The organism is Zavarzinella formosa DSM 19928, assembly GCF_000255705.1.
Classification (GTDB): Bacteria; Planctomycetota; Planctomycetia; order Gemmatales; family Gemmataceae; genus Zavarzinella; species Zavarzinella formosa.
This window is the reverse complement of sequence record NZ_JH636445.1, coordinates 259,542-278,220: the sequence shown is the minus strand read 5'-3', so window position 1 is coordinate 278,220 and position 18,679 is coordinate 259,542. Positions and strand designations below refer to the sequence as shown.

Genomic DNA, 18,679 nt, shown 5'->3' with positions numbered 1-18,679 from the left:
CTGCGCATTTGCCCAAAATCATCAGGCGACCCCTCTGTTTTACCGGGAGTTTTGAAAAATAGTGTTCAGTTGGCCCACTTTTTTTGAACAGTTTTGGGGTATCAAACTGCCCAAAAATGGTCACCGGAGGGGTGTTTTTGACGGTTTCAGGTCACTTTTGGAGTCGATTATGACCGGTTTTAAAATCGTAAAAGCCAAGAGCCTGTAACGCGCAGGCGTCACAGGCTCTTGGCGGCGACATTCATTTCAGCCGTTGAATTACTGCTCGCGTTTGATCTGCTCCAGCACCGTTCGCACAGCTTCCAGGCGTTCCTTGGAGCGTCCTTCGTAGAACTTGACGCCGTAGGAGCAACTGAACACCCATTCGCCCCCTTCGGTTTGTTCCATTCGCTGGCCGCGAGCGCCCATCGCCGTGAGGGAGTTTTGCCCTTCCTCGACGCTGTAAATTCGCACAGAATCGGCCACGGGCACTTCGTACTTCACCGTCTTGATGTCAGAAGGCATGCTCGGTTCGATGCTCGCTCCGCTGGTGATCGAGCTAATGCTCCGGTTTTGCCGGGCAACCACCGCTTCCGGGCCCTGGCCGGGGCTGGTCATTCTTGGCAACGCGGGCATTTTGGAGACCGCATCGCCGACTGGCGGAAGAGCGGCGCCGGTGGGAGAGCGACGCACGTAAGTGTCGTCCCCGCCGCCGTAGCTGCCGCCACGAGAGAACAGGTTCGGCACGGTGAGGTTGGGCAGGCTCATGAAGCCGTTGGAATTCTCGACGGCCGTGGGAACTTCGGGGTAACCGATGCCGATTCGGCTGCCGCCGTCGTAGGCCGGAGATTCAAGGCCGATGCCGCCGCGTTCCGGGGCCGGCGTCCGCATAATGGGGCGGTTGAAATTGCCGAGCATCGGGTCGCCCTGCATCGATCCGTTCGGGAACGCACAACCGGCGGACAGGGGCAAAATCATGCCAAGTGCATATGTCACGCGCCAGATCCGCAATTCGCGTCGAATGGCCATCTTGACCCGTCCTCTCGCTCGCCTACATTCACCGGCAGGCCGTTGTTTCGCGGCTTGCCGAACTTCCATGCCTCTAGGCATTAAATATCGGCGAACCAACCATCGGATGTTTGACGCTTTTGCCAGAAACCTCAACATCCTCATAACGCACCGTTGCCCTCAAAATTCACCCGTCTTGCCAAGAGAACCCAGTTACATGGCCAATCATCGCATTGCCGTCATCGCCGGTGACGGCATCGGCCCCGAAGTCATCGACCAAGCCATCCGCGGGGTGGACGCCGCCGGGGCCAAACACGGCGCCACCTTTGAGTGGACCCGCCTGCCGTGGGGGTCCGAGTTTTACAAGAAAACCGGCCACATCCTCCCGGCCGACGGTTGGGAAACCCTCAAGAAATACGACGCGATTTTCTTCGGGGCCATCGGCTCGCCAGACGTGCCGGACACCGTCACTGTCCACGAACTGTTGCTCCCCATGCGGCGGAAATTCGACCAATACGTCAATCTCCGCCCGGCTTACCTGTTCGACGGCGTGACCAGTCCCCTGCGGGACAAGGCCCCCGGTTCGATTGACATGCACGTCTACCGAGAAAACACCGAAGGGGAATACGCCCCCATCGGCGGAAAGCTCTACGAGGGAACGCCGGCCGAAACGGCCATCCAAACCTCCGTGTTCACCCGCCGGGGTTGCGAACGGATCATCCGGGCAGCCTTTGAGGCGGCTCGCAAGCGGAAGAAAAAACTCACGTCGATCACCAAGTCGAACGCCTTGGTTTACGGCATGACCTTGTGGGACGAAGTCGCCAAGGCGGTGGCCAAGGAATATCCGGATGTGCAGATGAGCAGCCTGCTCGTTGATGCCGCCGCGATGGATTTTGTGCGAAAACCGGAAGTGTTCGACGTGGTGGTGGCTAGTAATCTCTTCGGGGACATCCTCACCGACCTGAGCGCGATGGTCACCGGAAGCGTCGGCTTGGCCTCCAGCGCCAACATCAACCCGGAACGGACCTTCCCGAGCATGTTCGAGCCGGTCCACGGCAGCGCCCCGGACATCGCCGGCAAGGGCATCGCCAACCCGTTGGCGGCCGTGCTGTCGGCGGCCTTGATGATGGATCACCTGAAGGAACCGGCAACGGCCGAATCTCTGCGGAACGCGGTGAAACTGGTCCTTGGTGAAAAGCGGGCGATGTCTCCCGATCTCGGTGGCAAAGCCACGACGGTCCAAGTCGGGGATGCTGTCATGGCGGCAGTGGCCTGACGCAAAAATCAAGCAACAGTAATCGCAAATGATCCCAAGATCCCCACTGCGTCAGCGGTGGGGGTGGCTTCCTGAGTGTGATGGCCACCCCCACCGCTGACGCAGTGGGGCTCTTGGAATCTCACATAAAATGCCTGTTGGTTTTGCACTAACGGAGTTTCAAATGAATCTGTTCGAGAAGTTTTCCGCGGGTTTGCCGATGGCCGAGTTTCTGGCCAAGTATGGCAACACGGCCCATCAGTCCCGTTGGAAGTCTACGTTTGAGGCGGTGAAACTCACACCGGAACAGACGACGTTGCTCGGAAAGTTCACCCGCGAGATGAACGTTCTTGTTCTGGCCGGGGCGTGGTGCGGGGATTGTTCGTCGCAATGCCCGATCTTTGATCGGTTCGCGGTGGCGGCTCCGGTTATCAAGATTCGCTATCTGGACAACGCCGACCATGCCGATGTGCAACAGGCGTTGTCCATCAACGGCGGCAAGCGGGTGCCGGTGGCGGTGTTCTTCAGCGAGGATGGTTTTGAAGTGAGCCGATACGGCGAGCGGACGCTGGCCAAATATCGGCAAATGATGAACGACAGCATTGGCGAGGGCTGCGCGACCGGCATTGGCCCGGACCCGTTGCTCGCCCAAGTCACCCGCGAGTGGCTGGATGAATTTGAGCGGGTCCAATATTTGCTTCGTTTGTCCGGCCGTCTGCGGCAACTGCACGGCGATTGAGGCCAGTTGCCGTCAGGTGTCTTTCGTGTTGCGATAGTGTGGCAGCCAGCCGATTTTCCGGCCGACCAGATAAATCGCCAGCCACATCCCGCAGACCCCGAAAACGTTCGTCGCCAGGATCAAGGCGGCGAGCGTTTTTTTATGCTCCGGGTCAATCACTTCTCTCAATCCAACCGCCATGAGAATGGTCATGGCGTATACTCCACCGGCAAGCAACACCCACCAGACATCCGTTCGGAAAATGCGGTAACCGGACCGGTCCAGCAGAATGCACGTGACGAAGTAACGCACCAGATCGCCAATGATGATCGCAACGATCATGCCATTCGTCCCGTTTTCGGCAAACCCAATCGGAATGCCAACGGCGAGAATCACCACTTTGGTGAAGTGGCTCAACGCATAGGCTTTGAGCCACCCTTTGGCGTTCAGCAGGGCGCCGCCGTTGGCGTCGAGAATTTGAAAAAAGGCCCCGATGGCCAGCATCGGAATAAACAATCCGGCTTCCTGATATCGATCATCGTAAATCAGCCGCACGAGGGAAGGACCGGCGGATGCCGCCCCGGTGACGAAGAACCCGGTCAGGAACCCGGCCATTTTGTGGGTGTTGAGGAAATGCTCCCGCAGTTCCTTACCGCCGTTCACTAATTGCGCGTAATAGGGGAACAACAACCGGTTGGAGATGGCGCCGCAGAGAGTCACCGGCATTTGGACCAGTTGAACGGCGAAGTTGTACACCCCCAGCGCGGCCAGGGAGCGGATTCCCATCACCAGTTTGTCCGTCTGGGCGGCGAGAAACCAGCAAGCCGTGCTGACATAGATCCATCCCGCGAAATGGGCGAGTTCCTTCGCGGCCGACTTGTCCCATTGAAAGCGGTTACGTTCGCCGTCGAGAAAAAGATGGCTGCCGAAACATCGGAATGTGCCCGACGCTAAAATCCCGGCCACCAAGGCATTCACCGAACGGTCGAAAAAAGCCCAAATCAATTGAACGGCCACCGCGAACGCCTGACAGGTCAGGTCGAACTTGACCGACCGTAATTGCCCCATGTGGCGGTGCAGGGTGAAGATCTTCGTGGACATAAAACCATCAAACATGGCCACAAAGCCAATCGTGGGCAATATCCACAACAGTTGGGTTTCTGGTTTCTCCCGCCAATAAGCGGCCGGATACGCCAGTCCGCACGCGGCGAACCAGAGGATAAACCCCCGGACAACCTGAATGGTCCAGGCGGTGTTCAGAAACGCGGGTTCGTCCCCCCGTTTGCTCTGGATAATGGCCGTGCGGAGTCCGAGATCCGAAAAGAGGTTGAGGCCGACCATAAAGATCATGCACAACGCCAGCACGCCAAAGGAGTGCGGGTCCAGCAACCGGGCCAGGATGACATTCGACCCGAACCGGATGATTTGGTCGAAGCCAAATCCCAATATCAGCACGGCTCCGCCGCCGATGAGGGTTCGCCGTGAGGTGGTGCGAGTCGGCTTGGGTGAGTCCAATTCAGCGCTCGTCATGGGGCTGATGATATGGCGTGATGGGTGCGGGGTTTAGGGTGGCGTTGACAAGCGTGGCCGATATTCCGCAAAGCCACATGAAGAACCAGGCAAAATTTCCGTCCATCCAGACGGTGCGGAACGTGATAAGCATCCCGATCGTGCATCCCAGACTGGTGGTCGCCAAGCCAAGTTCCGGCCCTCCACGAATGACCACGAAGACCAGATTCCCAAGCACGGCGAGGAAAAACAAGCAGAAAAACGCCAGCCCCAGCAACCCGTTGTGCAGGAAGCAATGCAGGAAGTGGTTGTCCACGGAGATAAAGCGGTCATCCACATAGGGGTCAAGCGGCACGTTTTGCAGCGGGTTGCCATAGCCAAGCCAGCCGGCCTCGTTGATGGCGTCTTCGTACACGAGAAACAAAAGATCCCGGTGTTTCGTGCCGGTGTAGGCGTGCCGTTCACCGCGAATCACGATGTATTCGGGATTCTTGACATCATCCACGGTGGAGGCCATCAAATTAATCACGTCATCCCGGAAAGCGAAAAAGCCAACGGCCATCGCCAGCCCCAGCCACAAGATGCCGGCCCGCATGCGGGGAAACAAATAATAAATGTTGGCGATCACAATCAACAAGACGGTTAATTGGACGGCCCGCGAACCGCACGCCACGTAGCCGGGAATCATCAGCCACGGGGCGGCAATCCACCATCGCCGTCCCTCGCCCCGTTTGGCCAGCCTCGCCGCTTCGATCATCACCGGCAGCAGCATCGCCAGCGTTAGCCCCCAAGAGATGGGGTGGGCCTGAGATCCGTAGGCGCGTTGCATCCCAAAGCGGACTTCGCTGATTTCGTAGTCCATCGCCACGCCCGCGAATTTGCTCCACATGTTGACGCGGGTCACGCCTTCGACGACGGAGAGAAAAGACCAGGCCACCGCCGCCACACAGATCGGCTGCATGACATGCCGCAGATCGCGGGATTCGGTGATGAATACCCGGCCCAGCGCATACGGAGGTATCCACTGGAGAAAGACATAAACGAGGCCAAAGGGGGTGACGGTTCGATTGGACACTTCCGAAGCGATCAGGGAGACGAACAACATGAGCAGGACCAAATCAGACGGCACCGCGCGAAGCCGGGCCAATCGTTCGGGTGATTGTCTCAGGAACATGAACCCGACAAACATCGCCATGATCATCCGGTTGTCGAGGAACACCGACCGGATCGGAATGTAGATCGCGATTGGAATCGACAGGGCGAGGATGAAGACCGGTCCCTGCCAGGCATGGGCGAACCCGTAGCGCCGGGTCTGGTCGAAGATGACCAGCATCCCGATCGCGCAGGCCACAATCAGTATGATTTGATTCATGGTTCCATGTCATCGCGTGAGCAGATGAACTGTAGCCTGTCTTTGCCGGTTGGGCAAGATGGACTGTCGGGAGGGGTTTTTCGTGGGCGTGGGCATCGTGGCGATCGGACGCAACGAGGGGGAACGCCTCCGGACCTGTCTTCGGTCCCTGTCGCCCGACCGGAATCCGGTTGTTTATGTGGATTCCGGCTCCACGGACGGCAGCCCCGACCATGCCCGGAGCGCGGGCGTCCGGGTGATTGACTTGGATTTGTCGATTCCCTTCACGGCCGCCCGAGCCCGCAACGCCGGCTGGCGGCAACTTCTCGCGGAACAACCGGATACGGAATTCATCCAATTCGTGGACGGGGACTGCGAAGTCCGGCCCGACTGGCTGGAAACAGCCGCGACTTTCCTGAGAGAACATCCCGAGGTGGTCGTGGTCTGCGGCCGTCGCCGGGAACGCCATCCGGAAGCCACGGTCTATAACCGGCTTTGCGATCTTGAATGGGACACCCCGATTGGCAAAGCCCTCGCCTGCGGCGGGGACGCCATGTTTCGGGTGTCCAAGATTGTTGAAGCCGGCGGATACCGGGAAGACCTGATCGCCGGCGAGGAACCGGAGCTTTGCTTGCGGCTTCGAGAACTTGGCGGCCGAATCTTCCGGCTGGATGCGGAAATGACCCTCCACGACGCGGCCATGACCCGTTTTGGACAATGGTGGAAGCGAAACGTGCGGGCAGGCCACGCTTTTGCAGAAGTCTCGACGATTCACCGACATAGCCCTTGCCGGATTTGGAAACGGGAGACACGGAGCAATTTCTTTTGGGGGCTGGCCGTGCCGATGGCGGCCGTTGTGCCCGCCTGGTGGACGTTTGGGATCAGTCTTGCGTTGTTGTTAGGCTATCCGGTGTTGTTCGCCAAGATTTTCCGCTCCCGCCGCCGAGGGGGAGATGAAACCGGCCAGGCTCTCCGGTATTCATGGTATTGTGTCCTCTCCAAGTTTCCCCAAGTTCGCGGGCAACTTACCTATTTCAAGAACCGCTTGTTTCGCCGTCGCACCCGGCTCATCGAGTACAAGGCCGCCGGACCCGCCGCATGAAGATCGCCTACCTGACCAACCAATATCCGCACGTGCGGCACACCTTCATCCGGCGCGAGATTGTCGGGTTAGAGTCGCTCGGCGTTGAGGTGTTGCGGTTCTCCGTGCGGGAATCAGGCCGGGATGCCGTCGATCCGGCCGACCAAGCCGAGTTCGGCAAAACACGGGCGTTGCTGGCCGCCGGAAAAGCCGCACTCCTGTCGGCCACTCTCAAAACCATGCTGAGGCATCCGCTTCGCAGTCTGCGAGCGTTGAAAGCCACCATCCGTTTCGGCCGACGATCCGAGCGTGGCGTGCTGCGGCATCTGATTTACTTCGCCGAGGCATGTCTGCTGAAAGATTGGCTGCGAAAAGCCGGGGCCGAGCATCTGCACGTGCATTTTGCGACGAATCCGGCCGTGGTGGCAAATCTCTGCGAACAACTCGGCGGCCCGCGATACAGCATCACCGTTCATGGCCCGGAAGAGTGGGATCAACCGGCCGCGTTGTCCCTGCGGGAAAAATACGTGTCGGCCGCGTTTGTGGTGGCGGTCACGGATTTCGGGCGGTGTCAGATCTACCGCTGGACCCCGTTGGAATGCTGGCCGCGTGTTCACGTCGTCCGTTGCGGGGTGGATGATGGCTTCTTGAAGCGAGAGCCGACCCCCGTGCCGGACAACCAGCAACTCGTTCTCGTTGCGGGTTTGGTGGAACAAAAAGGGCATCTGCTGCTTCTCGAATCACTGGCGATGGTGGCGAAGGCCGGGCATCCGTTTCGCATGATCTTCGTGGGGGACGGCCACCTGCGGCCCCTTCTGGAGCGGCGATCCGCCGAACTTGGTCTGACCGACCGGATCGTCTTCGCCGGCTGGCGGAGCAACGCCGAGGTGCGTCAGTTTCTCCAAGAATCACGGGCGATGGTCATGCCGAGTTTCGCCGAAAATCTTCCAGTGGCGATGATGGAAGCGCTGGCAATGGGCCGGCCCGTCCTCGGGACTTATATTGCCGGCGTTCCGGAACTGGTGATGGAGGGCAAAAACGGCCTCCTCGTTCCCGCCGGGAATGTGCGGTTGACCGCCGACGCTATTATTCGATTGCTGACAACCCCCGTTGAAGAACTCACCCGGCTTGGGTCGGCCGGGGTGGCGAAGGTCCGCGAATCACATGACGCGAGCCTTGAAGCCGCCAAAATGAAAGCCCTGTTTGAATCCGTCCTCGCCCAAAGAGGGGGTATCCCATGAAATTTGATCTTCACATGCACACCCGGCGGTACTCGCCGGACAGCATCATTGACCCCGAGCAGTTGATTCGTCAGGCGAAAGCGGTCGGGTTGGATGGCATCGTCATCACCGAACACGACCGGTTGTGGCCCGAACACGAGTTGGAAGAGTTGCGGCAGATGCAACCGGATCTCGTCATCCTCGGCGGGGTGGAGGTCTCCGCCCGTGGTGGCGATGTGCTGTGTTATGGCGTCACCGACCTGACCAATCTTCGCCGTGGAGTCTCTTGGCGGGATCTGGTGGCGGAAGTTCACCGGCAAGGGGGGGTGGCCGTCGCGGCCCATCCTTACCGGTGGGGGCAGGATTTTGACGCCCTTCTAAAAGAACAAAATGTGACGCTGGATGGCGTGGAAGTGATGTCCAACAACATGGACAAGGCTTTGCGACGGGCAACGGCCAAATTCACGGAGAAACACCCGGAGTATGCAACTCTTGGCAACAGCGATGCCCATGAAATTGATGTGGTTGGCTGTTGTCGGACGGAATTCGGCGTTCCGGTGCTGAGTCTGGCTGATTTGGTGCGGGCGATCCAAGAACGCCAGACCACCCCGATGATCCACAATCAATGACCGGCTTGGCGGGGATGGTCAGGGGCTTTCACCGGGGGCATCCCGTCGCGATGGGGTTTGCCACCGAGACCGACCAGCAAGTTTCCTTCTCGTTCACTTCGGTAATAAGTGAAGTTTGCACCGTAACAAGAGTGATCGACCGGATGGAGAAAAACCCCCATCCAGCCCCATTTGCCCTCGACGATGGGGGAATCCGCTCCGACATACCGCACAACGGCCGAGTGGGTGATTCCGTGCGTCTGAGGTTCCTGATAGATCACGACATCCCCGACTTGGGGGATGGCCACCGGATGATATCCGTTGTCCGCGAGGATCACCCCCACCATGTCCGGTGAAAGCCAGTATCGCCCGCCGGCAAACACCCAGCCGTGACAATTCGTTCCATCATCCGGCCCGTTGTGACGAATCAGGGCGAAGTTATATTTCATCTGTTCGAGGATTTGCCGCTCCATCAAATCCATCTCGGCGGTAGGTCGGAAGGAATCCGGTTCGTGCAGCAACACGGAATGCCCCAAATCGGTGTAAGCCAGTGTCTCGGACTTTTCGTGCAGCGGCGGCTTCCACACAATTTGCTCAAGAACCGAAATGTCGTTGTTCATCATGGCTTCATCGTCTGATTCAAACTTGAAGAAGCCGTAGACGACCACGCCAAGCCCCACGGCCATCGTCATTCCGGAGAGGATGACGCTTTTGCGAAGCGACCGGCTCATCCAAGCCAGCACGGCCGTCACAAGCGAGGAACTAATGACGGCTGACAAGACCGACACCCCCAGAAGGATTCCCGCGACAATGGCCGGAAAGCGGGGAGGTAATTGGAAGGGAAGGATCGCACCCGTGCAGATGGCGACTAAGATCATCTGGGCGAAGAAACGAATCCCCAAATGGCGGTCTCGAAGGATCAGATTCGCTATCCCAAGGAACAGCAAGCCCATTCCGACGGAAAACATGCTGACCAACAGATGGAACGACTCTGATTGCATCGGAACCTTCCCGAGATGTGTGGCGAGATTCTCTGACAATATGAATCCCACGGATGCAATTTAGTTCCGCAATCATGAAGAGAACGTGATCGGTATGAGGTGATTTTTGTCTCATTTCTCATTTTTGATTCACGATTTGCCCGCGGAATCGTCAGAAAAATGTATTGACAGACACTTTTGGAGAATTTGTGGACGGATATTGTTGTCTGACGGTGTTTTCACGAAACAATGAGAGCCGGGAAGCGTTCAACAAACGACTCATCGACTTTTGGACGTTTATGCTTCGCAACCGTGAATCAGATTACGAAAGGGTTTATGCTGAGGCGACCGCCTTCAAACCACACGGCGAACGGCTCGGAAGGGAATATTTGCTGGAAGTGGAAGTAGCCGATGTGTTGGAGGCCGAATTGAAGTCGGCCAAGCTCGATCATGCCCCCATTGACCGGGATGACTTGTTCTCCAAATACGAGGCCAGTCCTCCGGACTGGTTCCAACTCGAACATTGACGCTTACGGCGTCAGAATATCCCGGACGACGGCTTCGGGCACGTCGTCGAAGGCTTCCACTTTGCCAAGGGTTGTCGGCAGGATGAACCGCATCTTGCCGCCGACGTTTTTCTTGTCCCGACGCATCACGCGAAGCATCTCGTCGATGGACCACTCCGGCTCCGGCGTCAGCGGCAGGTTGAATTTCTTCAGCAACTCTTCCTGACGGGTCGTGAGGTCCGGGCCGATCAACCCCCGCTGTTCCGCAAGCCGGGCGGCGCACATCATTCCGGCCGAGACGGCTTCCCCATGCAGCCAATGCCCGTACCCGCCGACAGACTCGAACGCATGGGCAAAGGTGTGGCCGTAATTCAAAATCATCCGCAAGCCGTTTTCTTCCCGTTCATCGTTCTCGACGACATCAGCCTTCAACCGGCAAGACCTCGCGACGATGTGGGCAACAGCATCGGCCTGACGACTCAAAATGTCGGCCGTGTGTTGTTCCATCCATGCAAAAAACACGGGGTCCATGATGACGCCGTATTTCAACACTTCGGCAAGGCCGCTGAGGTATTCCCGATCCGGCAACGTGTTTAGCACGGCGGTGTCGATCCACACGCCACGGGGTTGGTGAAAGGCCCCGACGAGATTTTTTCCTTGCGGCAAATTAATCCCGGTTTTCCCGCCGACGGAACTATCCACCATCGAAAGCAACGTGGTTGGGACCATTAAGAGGGGAATCCCCCGGTTGAAACTGGCGGCCGCAAAACCGGCCAAGTCGCCGATCACCCCGCCGCCAACGGCGATTAATGGGGTGTGTCGATCCGTGGCCAGATCGGCCATCCAACCCCACAACTCCGTGAGTTGCCCGGCGCTCTTCGATCCCTCTCCGTTCGGGATAATTTTCACTTCGGCATACGGAAGCCGGCCCACCAGTTCATTTGCCAAAGCGGCGGTGTTTGTGTCCGCGACGACCAACGCCCGGCGGCTTTTCGGGCAGCAAGTTTCCACGAAGGTCGAAAAACCACCGGCCACGTCCGTGCCAATGTGAATGTCGTAGGAACGAGGACCGAGATTAACGTTGACCGTTCGCATGAAACCCCTGAGCCCGGAGAAAATTCCCGTTTCTTCCTTGATATGACCGTCCTCGATCCGGTGGAATGTGTCGGAAGGTCTTTCCACAACCCAAATACTTCTGATCGCGCCGACGATGACGAGATTGATCCCCTATGCCCCGTTGGTTCCTCTTGCCCTCGCGGGGAGCATTGGCATTTTGCTTGATCGTCACTTCGCCATCCCGATGGTGAATTCCCTTGGGCTCGCATTACTGACGGGCCTCGCCCAAGTCTTCATGTTCCGGCGACAATCGGAGATGCTGCCGTGGTTTGCGTGGCTGGCGTTCATCGGCCTCGGGGCCGCCCATCACCACTCGGCCATCACGGAGATTGCGACGGACGACATCAGCCGATTAATCACCGAGGAACCCCGCCTCACACGGGTTCGCGGCATCCTTGACGAAGAACCGGCGACCGTTCATCCAAAGGGAGATCAGCCGTTGCTTTCAAAGCCGCGCGGCCCGCATACGTCCGTGTTGTTAGAGATTGATTCCATCGAAGAAGGAAACGACTGGCTAAAGACAACGGGGTTGGTCCGGCTTTCGGTGAACGCAGACCTGCCGGATGTTCATTTGGGTGATCGCATTGAAGTCACCGGCTGGCTGTCGGCCATTCCCGAACCAATGAACCTCGGTGAACGCAGTCCGCTGGAATGGGCGAACGATCAGGGGATTCGCGGCGATTTACACATTCGCGGATCGGCCGAGAGCATCATTCGCATCGCCCCGCCGGAGGGAAGATTGCTTCAACGCGGATTACAGAAAATCCGCAGTCTCGCGCAACGGGCATTGCAAGCATCTGTTCCCCGCGAGGGGCCGCTCGCTCAAGCCTTGTTGCTGGGGGACACGCAAGCCCTGAGCCGGGACGAATGGGATCAATACGCCCGCACCGGCGTGATTCATGTGTTGGCCATTTCCGGGCAGCACCTCGTGATTCTCGGTGGCGTGGTTTGGTGGGCCTGCCGCTGGCTCGCCGTTCCAAGACGCCGGGCGGCCGTTGTGGTGGCTGGCTTGTTGCTCGGATATGCCCTCCTGACGGGAGGAAGGCCGTCGGCGATGCGGGCGGCCGTCATGGCCTGCGCGATTTGCGGGGGAATATTGCTCCGCAAGCCGGTCGTGCCCGCCAACATGCTCGCGGCGGCGTGGCTGGCTGTGTTGATGCTCAATCCGGCTGATCTCTTCAACGCCGGTTTTCAACTGTCGTTTTTGTGTGTCGCCGTCCTGATTTGGGGGACGGCCATCTGGCTGAAGCCTCGCGAACTCACGCCGCTCGAAGAACTGATTGACGAATCCCGTCATTGGATTGATCGGGCGTTGCGAAAAGCCGCCCGGACACTCGGGCAGGCATTCGCCATCACGGCCATTCTCGGCGTGGCAACGGTTCCGCTCACCATGTATTGGCAACATTCGATTTCGTTGGCCGGATTTCTGATCGGCCCGGCCGCCATCCTGTTGACCACCGTGGCTTTGGTTGCCGGGCTTCTCACGGTGCTGCTGGCGCCGGTGCCGTTGGTTGGCTGGCTTGTCGGCTGGGCGACCGATCAATCACTGGTCGGCTGCGCATGGCTCATCCGCGAAGCGGCCGATTGGTCGTGGGCTTGTTGGTATGTCCCGGATGTGCCGTTGTGGTGGGTGGTCGGTTTTCACGTCGCCGGTGGTTGGCTGTTATGGCGAACCAACTTTCCCATCGAAGAAAAGAACCTGGCTGGGCCGCTGAAATTGCTTTTGGGCTGGCTGATCTTCGGCGTCATCCTCGGCGGATGGCGAAGTCCCCCGGATGAATTGCGGGTGACTTTTCTGGCCGTCGATCACGGGAATTGCACTGTGATCGAAACTCCGGACGGCCGGGTGATCCTGTGCGACACCGGTTCGATGATCGGCCCGGAAATCACCCGGCGGGTGATCGCCCCTTATCTCTGGTCACGCGGCATTCGCCACGTTGACGAGGTGATGATCTCGCATGCGGACTTGGATCATTTCAACGGCCTCGTGTCTCTGTCAACTCGCTTTCCCATCGGCAAAGTGACGCTGACGCCCAGCTTTGCGGAGAAGCGAACCCCCGGCGTGAGTCTCACTCTTGATGAACTGGAACACCGCCATATTCCGGTGCGAATCGTCTCGGCCGGAGATGTGCTGGAAGCCGGGGCGGTTCGCCTCGTCGTGTTGCATCCGCCTGCCGAGGGACCGCCGGGCATCGAAAACATCCGCAGCATGACCTTGCTGGTTGAACATGCGGGCCATCGCATCCTGATCACCGGCGACCTACAGGGCGAAGGTGTGAAAATGCTCACGAATCAACCCGCCACGCCGGTTGATGTGCTGATGACCCCGCACCACGGCAGCGGAGCCGAGAGCGTGGATGCGCTGGCCCGGTGGTGTTCGCCGAAACTCGTGATCTCCAGTCAGGGCCGCACCGACCCCGGCAAAGCCGAGGGCGTTTATTCCCGGTTGGGTATTCCCTACTGGGCGACATGGCCAAACGGGGCCATCACGCTGCACGCCCACCCGAGCGGATTGAGCGCCGAAACCTTTGCGACAAAACGGCAGGTCGTCGTTCGGAATGGTTCGTCCCGCTAAACTACCCCGATGTCCGATGATGAACTTCCCGCATTGCTTGGGGGCCGGCCCGTCAATCCGGCCGGACCGCCCGGATGGCCGTTGCCTGATTCGGGAGTGCTGGCCGCGTTGCAGGCGGCCTATGCAAGCGGGAATTGGGGTGCGTATCACGGGGAGAATCTTCCGCTGTTGGAAGAGGCTTTGCGGACGACGTTTCAAATGCCGCACGTTCTCACGACGGCAAGCGGAACGCTGGCGGTGGAAGTGGCCTTGCGGGCGGTCGGGGTTTCTTCCGGCGACGAAGTCATCATGGGGGCTTACGACTACGAGCCGAATTTTCTGACGATTCTCGCCATCGGCGCCAAGCCCGTGCTGGTTGATTGTTTGCCCGATTCGCCGGTTCTCAATGTCGATTTGATTACATCAGCCATCACATCCAAGACGAAAGCCATCCTCGCCAGCCATCTTCACGGCGGCTTGATTTCGATGACTGCCCTTCGGGAAGCGGTTAATGCGAAGAACATTCCCATCGTGGAAGACGCGGCCCAAGCCGCCGGGGCAATCATTGATGGCCGCCCGGCCGGGGCTTGGGGGGACGTGGGGGTGATTAGTTTTGGCGGTTCCAAGCTGCTGTCGGCGGGACGAGGCGGGGCGGTCTTTTTCAAAAACGACGGCCACGCTCAACGGGCGAAAGTGATTCTTTCCCGCGGGGTGCAACAATGGGGTATCCTTTCCGAGTTGCAAGCGGCCGTGCTGATTCCGCAGTTGATGAAACTCGCCGAATGCACAGCCCGCCAACACCGAAACTCGGCTTTGTTATTCTCGCTGATCGCGGATCTTCCCGGTCTTCGGCCAATTGGCAATTTTTCAGCGGCCATTTCTCCGGGTTATTACAAGCTCGGGTTTTATCTTGATGAGGCCGCGTTTGGTCTGTCGCGTGATCGCTTCGTCGCCGCCCTGCGGGCCGAGGGAATGGCCTTCGACATCGGCTTTCGGCCGGTGCATTGGGGGCGATCACCCAGCCGTTATCTCAAGGCTGGCGACCTTGCCAATGCCGACTTGGCGGGGCGGCGGGTGGTCATGCTTCATCATCCCGTCCTGTCCGGGGACGAGGGGGGGATTCGGCTGGTGGCCGAGGCCATCGGAAAAACGCATCGCTTTGCGGATCGACTCGCATAAAATGCCTGTCCGCCATTACCCTCCATGAGCGGGAGCGCAGCTCTCCCGAAAGGACCGGGCCGGATGATTCGTTTCGCAACCCTGACACTCCTCGCCGGGATGCTAATGCTCCCCGCCGCCCAGGCGGCCGACACAGCCGTCGGAACCTGGAGGCTGTCCCTGCCCGTGGAAACCCGCAACGGGGAAATCACCCTAAACCTGTTGCTGATGCTCACGGAAGCGGATGGCAAATGGGCGGGGGACTTCTTGGACAGCGCGCCGCCGCTCGGAGCCGAACCGACGATGGAAGTCACCGTCAAAGATGACTACGTGAAGTTCTCCATCAAGTTCGGGCCGAACAACTGGTCTTTCGACGGCAAACTTCAACCCGGCGGCAAACGCATCAAAGGCACGGTTGATCTCGGCGGGCAGATTATCCTGGCCGAGTTGGCCACTTCCGGATTGAAGAGTCTCACGAAAGACCGCTTCGCCGTGCTTCGGGAATCCATCGATAATTCCGAAAGCCCGACCGAATATTACAATGCGCTGTTTCCGGTGCTGAGCCAGGCAACGGCCAAGAAGATGAAGGTTGAAGAAGTGCGGGCCTACGCGGACAAGGCAAACAAATTCGCCGAGGCATATGGCCCCCGCTGGCAGCGGACGGTTGCTTTCCGGATGGCCGACGTGCTGGCCGGTCAGGAAGCCTTCTCGGCCATCGCGGTTGAACAAGCGAAACAGGGCGAACGGATGCTTACCCGCACCGATGACATCTCCACCCAACTGAAGACGCTTGACACGCTTGCCCGCGTGTTCCGCAAAGCCGGCAAGGAAGCAGATGCCAAGGGCGTTGACGACCGGATTTCCAAGCTCGAACCGCGTGATTATGCCGAATATGCCAAGACGAACCCGCCGTTCAAGCCGGAAGAATATAAGGGCCGCAAGGCGAAGAGAGACCGGGTCGTGTTGGTCGAGAACTTCACCGGGGCCGAATGCCCGCAATGCGTGGCCGTGGATCTGGCCTTTGATTCGCTGGTGCGGACGTACAAGCCGACAGACGTGGTGCTGCTGCAATATCACGTCCACATTCCCGGCCCGGACCCGATGACCACGAAAGACAGCATGGAGCGATTGATCTCCTATGTGAAACGGGACGACAAGATGAGCGCGCCGCAAATGTACATCTCGGGTAAAATGGACCCGACCGGCGGCGGCCCGCAGGCCAAGATGTCGAAACTCAAGTATCAGGCTTACCGCGAAACGATTGAGGAAATGCTCGAAAAGCCGGCGACGGCCAAACTGAATCTGAGCGTCACTTCGGCCGGCAACGTGCTGACGATCAAGGGCACGGTGGCCGATCTCGAAAAGCCGGGCGAAAAGATGAGCCTGCGGTTTGCCGTGGCCGAAGACCGGGTGCGTTATGCGGGCGGCAACGGCATTCGCTACCACCACGCCGTGGTTCGGACCATGCCGGGCGGGTCGAAGGGTTTTCCGGTGACCACCAAGAGCTTGGAAAAGACCTTGACTGTGAATCTGGCCGATCTTCGCGTCGCCCAGAACAAGTATCTCGACGAGTTCACGGCCGAGATGGAAAAGGCCGGGAACGAGATCTCCTTCCCGGAACGGCCGTTGGGCTTGAAAAATTTGAAGATTGTTGCTTTCGTTCAGAACGACGAGACGAATGAAATTGTGCAGGCCGTCCAGACGGACGTCGAACCGGCCAAGGAATGACGACCGTTGACGGGAGATTCATGAAGACCGCGTTGAAGTGGATCGGCGGGGCCGTTCTGGCGCTCGGCATCGTGGGGATACCGATCTTGCGGTATCGCACGATCTACGTCACCGAAAAGCGGTTCCGCGAAGTGACTCCCGGCAAGTTCTACCGTTGCGGCCAGATGAGCGAAGGAGGCTTTCGCAAGCATCTGCGGGAGAATGGCATCAAACTGGTGATTAACCTCCAAGATGAATTTCCGGACCCCGATCTTCCCTCCGGATATTGGGACAAGCCTTACATCACCGAAAGCCAGGTCTGTCAGGAGGAGGGCGTCAAATATGTCTTCCTCACCTTCGCCGGGGACCGGGGGCTGTTGCCCCGGAATACCGCAACACCGGAGAACCGGCCGGCGGTCATCGATGATTTTCTCAAACTTTGCGACGACCCAAGCAATTACCCCATCTTGATTCACTGCATGGCCGGACTCCACCGCACCGGGGCGCTGACTTCGATTTACCGGATGGAATACGAGGACTGGCCTTTGAGCGAGGCCGTGCGGGAACTGCGGGCCAATGGTTACGGCGACCGCAAATGCACGATGGCGAACGATTACATTTACGAATACCTGTATCTCTACAAACCCCGGCGGCCGAAGGCCGTTGACCAGCCGGCCCCGAGGGAATTCCATCCATGACCATCCTCGACCGGATGTTGTTTGCCGCGTTTTTGCGGTCTTATTTCATCTGTCTCACCAGCATGATGAGCCTGTACGTGGTCGTGGATCTCTTCACGAACATTGACGACTTTTTCGTGCCCGGCCGACGAATCACCGAGGTTCTGGAACACATCGGAACCTATTACGGTTATCGGATGCTCCAGTTCTACGACCGGCTTTGCGAAGCGATCTCGCTCCTCGCGGCCATGTTCACGATCGCCATCGTCCAGCGGAATAACGAGTTGATTCCCGTGTTGTCCGCCGGTGTGTCCACACACCGGTTGCTTCGGCCCATTTTCATCGGGGCCATCATGATGTTGAGTCTGGGCATAATCAATCAGGAACTCATCATCCCCCGAATTGCGGGCGCCTTGGTGACGGATCGGGAAGACTTTGACGGCACGCGAGATCTTGTCGTCCAAGGAACTTACGACGCCAACCGTGTGCATGTCGAGGGGGTGAGGGCGACACGAAAAGAGATGAAAGTGGAGCGGTTCTATGTCACCCTGCCGGAAACCGCCGCCTCTCGGATGACGCACATCTCCGCCCAGTTTGCCCAATATGTCCCCCCGCAGGAAAATGTGCCACTGTCCGGCGGTTGGATGCTCACCGGAGCCAGCCCGCCTGAAATATCCGAGGGGTCATTTGACCCAAAGATGATTAAACTAATCGATCCGGGCAAATACTTCGTGTGGGTCCGGGAGGCCACATTCACGGCCGTCACCCGCGGCCAGAAGACGCTTGGCTTTGCCTCGACTTCGGAAATGTTTCAACTCATGCACCGGACGGATGTGGGCCGGATGAACCAGTTGGCCGTGAACTTCCACATGCGGATGACGCGGCCGATCATCGGGATGATTCTCGTCATCATGGGCATTTCCATTATCCTCCGGGACCAGACCCGGCACGTAATCATCAGTTCCGGAATGTGTTTGGGATTGTGCGCCCTGTTCTTCGGCTCGATTTACGTCAGCAAATACCTCGGTAATGGAGACTATGTCTCCCCCGCCATGGCCGCCTGGATTCCGGTCTTGATCTTCGGCCCGTTCGCCGCCGTGCTTTATGATGCGATCCACACATAATCAGAAATGACACGGAGACAAGGTGACACGGAGACAAGGTGACCAAAACCAAACGGGCTTTATCTCCTCTGGTTTTGGTCACCTTGTCTCCGTGTCACCTTGTCTCCGTGTCATCTTCAAAACTTGTC

General features: G+C 58.6%; 16 protein-coding genes. 11 read left to right on the top strand and 5 right to left on the bottom strand.

What is annotated here, in order from left to right; translation table 11 throughout:
* Positions 1-258: 258 nt before the first annotated feature.
* Positions 259-1,008 (bottom strand): hypothetical protein, encoded by a 750-nt coding sequence (locus BGIM_RS0132995; protein WP_020473932.1) that lies wholly within the window; start codon positions 1,006-1,008, stop codon positions 259-261.
* 196 nt (positions 1,009-1,204) lie between these two features.
* On the opposite strand from BGIM_RS0132995, the gene BGIM_RS0132990 reads away from it, so the two are divergent.
* Both BGIM_RS0132990 and BGIM_RS0132985 read left to right on the top strand, forming a co-directional pair.
* Positions 1,205-2,263, top strand: a complete 1,059-nt coding sequence (locus tag BGIM_RS0132990; RefSeq protein ID WP_020473931.1) for a tartrate dehydrogenase — start codon at positions 1,205-1,207, stop codon at positions 2,261-2,263.
* Between the two features lie 163 nt (positions 2,264-2,426).
* Entirely contained in the window at positions 2,427-2,981 is a 555-nt protein-coding gene (locus BGIM_RS0132985) for a thioredoxin family protein (RefSeq protein WP_020473930.1), read from the top strand.
* A gap of 12 nt (positions 2,982-2,993) precedes the next feature.
* Here the strand turns inward: BGIM_RS0132985 and BGIM_RS53670 are convergent, their stop codons facing one another.
* Positions 2,994-4,475 carry an oligosaccharide flippase family protein gene (locus BGIM_RS53670; RefSeq protein WP_157369618.1) on the bottom strand — a complete coding sequence of 494 codons (1,482 nt, stop codon included), beginning with the start codon at positions 4,473-4,475 and terminating at the stop codon, positions 2,994-2,996.
* A gap of 1 nt (position 4,476) precedes the next feature.
* Positions 4,477-5,841, bottom strand: coding sequence for an O-antigen ligase family protein (locus tag BGIM_RS0132975; protein ID WP_020473928.1), 1,365 nt, complete (start codon positions 5,839-5,841; stop codon positions 4,477-4,479).
* Positions 5,842-5,899: 58 nt separating this feature from the next.
* Here BGIM_RS0132975 and BGIM_RS0132970 point away from each other — a divergent pair, with 58 nt between their 5' ends.
* Genes BGIM_RS0132970 through BGIM_RS0132960 form a run of 3 tightly spaced genes read left to right on the top strand, consistent with a single transcriptional unit; the run spans position 5,900 to position 8,750 of the window.
* A complete protein-coding gene (locus BGIM_RS0132970) occupies positions 5,900-6,922 on the top strand; it encodes a glycosyltransferase (protein ID WP_020473927.1) in 1,023 nt (340 codons plus the stop codon).
* Positions 6,919-8,142 carry a glycosyltransferase family 4 protein gene (locus BGIM_RS0132965; protein WP_020473926.1) on the top strand — a complete coding sequence of 408 codons (1,224 nt, stop codon included), beginning with the start codon at positions 6,919-6,921 and terminating at the stop codon, positions 8,140-8,142. Before BGIM_RS0132970 ends, BGIM_RS0132965 begins: the two co-directional genes overlap by 4 nt.
* Complete coding sequence (locus BGIM_RS0132960; protein WP_020473925.1) at positions 8,139-8,750, top strand: PHP-associated domain-containing protein; 612 nt, start codon at positions 8,139-8,141, stop codon at positions 8,748-8,750. Before BGIM_RS0132965 ends, BGIM_RS0132960 begins: the two co-directional genes overlap by 4 nt.
* Here the strand turns inward: BGIM_RS0132960 and BGIM_RS0132955 are convergent.
* A complete protein-coding gene (locus BGIM_RS0132955) occupies positions 8,744-9,730 on the bottom strand; it encodes a tripartite tricarboxylate transporter TctB family protein (RefSeq protein WP_020473924.1) in 987 nt (328 codons plus the stop codon). The two genes, BGIM_RS0132960 and BGIM_RS0132955, sit on opposite strands and share 7 nt — an antisense overlap.
* A gap of 164 nt (positions 9,731-9,894) precedes the next feature.
* On the opposite strand from BGIM_RS0132955, the gene BGIM_RS0132950 reads away from it, so the two are divergent.
* The gene (locus tag BGIM_RS0132950; protein WP_020473923.1) at positions 9,895-10,236 is read left to right on the top strand and encodes a hypothetical protein; all 342 of its coding nucleotides are present in this window, start codon (positions 9,895-9,897) and stop codon (positions 10,234-10,236) included.
* Positions 10,237-10,239: 3 nt separating this feature from the next.
* Here the strand turns inward: BGIM_RS0132950 and aroB are convergent, their stop codons facing one another.
* A complete protein-coding gene (gene aroB, locus BGIM_RS0132945) occupies positions 10,240-11,310 on the bottom strand; it encodes a 3-dehydroquinate synthase (protein WP_040891208.1) in 1,071 nt (356 codons plus the stop codon).
* Positions 11,311-11,425: 115 nt separating this feature from the next.
* On the opposite strand from aroB, the gene BGIM_RS53665 reads away from it, so the two are divergent.
* The 5 genes from BGIM_RS53665 (at position 11,426) to BGIM_RS0132920 (ending at position 18,551) form a co-directional block, all read left to right on the top strand.
* Positions 11,426-13,906 (top strand): ComEC/Rec2 family competence protein, encoded by a 2,481-nt coding sequence (locus tag BGIM_RS53665; RefSeq protein ID WP_020473921.1) that lies wholly within the window; start codon positions 11,426-11,428, stop codon positions 13,904-13,906.
* A gap of 9 nt (positions 13,907-13,915) precedes the next feature.
* Positions 13,916-15,064, top strand: a complete 1,149-nt coding sequence (locus BGIM_RS0132935) for a DegT/DnrJ/EryC1/StrS family aminotransferase (protein WP_020473920.1) — start codon at positions 13,916-13,918, stop codon at positions 15,062-15,064.
* Positions 15,065-15,127: 63 nt separating this feature from the next.
* Positions 15,128-16,771, top strand: coding sequence for a hypothetical protein (locus BGIM_RS0132930; RefSeq protein WP_020473919.1), 1,644 nt, complete (start codon positions 15,128-15,130; stop codon positions 16,769-16,771).
* Positions 16,772-16,791: 20 nt separating this feature from the next.
* Positions 16,792-17,448 (top strand): fused DSP-PTPase phosphatase/NAD kinase-like protein, encoded by a 657-nt coding sequence (locus tag BGIM_RS58695; RefSeq protein ID WP_029631062.1) that lies wholly within the window; start codon positions 16,792-16,794, stop codon positions 17,446-17,448.
* The gene (locus tag BGIM_RS0132920) at positions 17,445-18,551 is read left to right on the top strand and encodes an LptF/LptG family permease (protein WP_020473917.1); all 1,107 of its coding nucleotides are present in this window, start codon (positions 17,445-17,447) and stop codon (positions 18,549-18,551) included. The genes BGIM_RS58695 and BGIM_RS0132920 overlap by 4 nt, the downstream gene beginning before the upstream one ends.
* The last annotated feature ends 128 nt before the right edge of the window (positions 18,552-18,679 follow it).

Bases quoted from the DNA above. Each gene is read 5' to 3' on its own strand.
- BGIM_RS0132975 (WP_020473928.1), bottom strand. From the start codon at position 5,841: ATGAATCAAATCATACTGATTGTGGCCTGCGCGATCGGGATGCTGGTC.
- BGIM_RS0132920 (WP_020473917.1), top strand. From the start codon at position 17,445: ATGACCATCCTCGACCGGATGTTGTTTGCCGCGTTTTTGCGGTCTTAT.
- BGIM_RS0132960 (WP_020473925.1), top strand. From the start codon at position 8,139: ATGAAATTTGATCTTCACATGCACACCCGGCGGTACTCGCCGGACAGC.
- aroB (WP_040891208.1), bottom strand. From the start codon at position 11,310: ATGCGAACGGTCAACGTTAATCTCGGTCCTCGTTCCTACGACATTCAC.
- BGIM_RS0132935 (WP_020473920.1), top strand. From the start codon at position 13,916: ATGTCCGATGATGAACTTCCCGCATTGCTTGGGGGCCGGCCCGTCAAT.
- BGIM_RS0132995 (WP_020473932.1), bottom strand. From the start codon at position 1,008: ATGGCCATTCGACGCGAATTGCGGATCTGGCGCGTGACATATGCACTT.
- BGIM_RS53665 (WP_020473921.1), top strand. From the start codon at position 11,426: ATGACGAGATTGATCCCCTATGCCCCGTTGGTTCCTCTTGCCCTCGCG.
- BGIM_RS0132955 (WP_020473924.1), bottom strand. From the start codon at position 9,730: ATGCAATCAGAGTCGTTCCATCTGTTGGTCAGCATGTTTTCCGTCGGA.
- BGIM_RS0132985 (WP_020473930.1), top strand. From the start codon at position 2,427: ATGAATCTGTTCGAGAAGTTTTCCGCGGGTTTGCCGATGGCCGAGTTT.
- BGIM_RS0132930 (WP_020473919.1), top strand. From the start codon at position 15,128: ATGATTCGTTTCGCAACCCTGACACTCCTCGCCGGGATGCTAATGCTC.
- BGIM_RS0132990 (WP_020473931.1), top strand. From the start codon at position 1,205: ATGGCCAATCATCGCATTGCCGTCATCGCCGGTGACGGCATCGGCCCC.
- BGIM_RS58695 (WP_029631062.1), top strand. From the start codon at position 16,792: ATGAAGACCGCGTTGAAGTGGATCGGCGGGGCCGTTCTGGCGCTCGGC.
- BGIM_RS0132970 (WP_020473927.1), top strand. From the start codon at position 5,900: ATGGACTGTCGGGAGGGGTTTTTCGTGGGCGTGGGCATCGTGGCGATC.
- BGIM_RS0132965 (WP_020473926.1), top strand. From the start codon at position 6,919: ATGAAGATCGCCTACCTGACCAACCAATATCCGCACGTGCGGCACACC.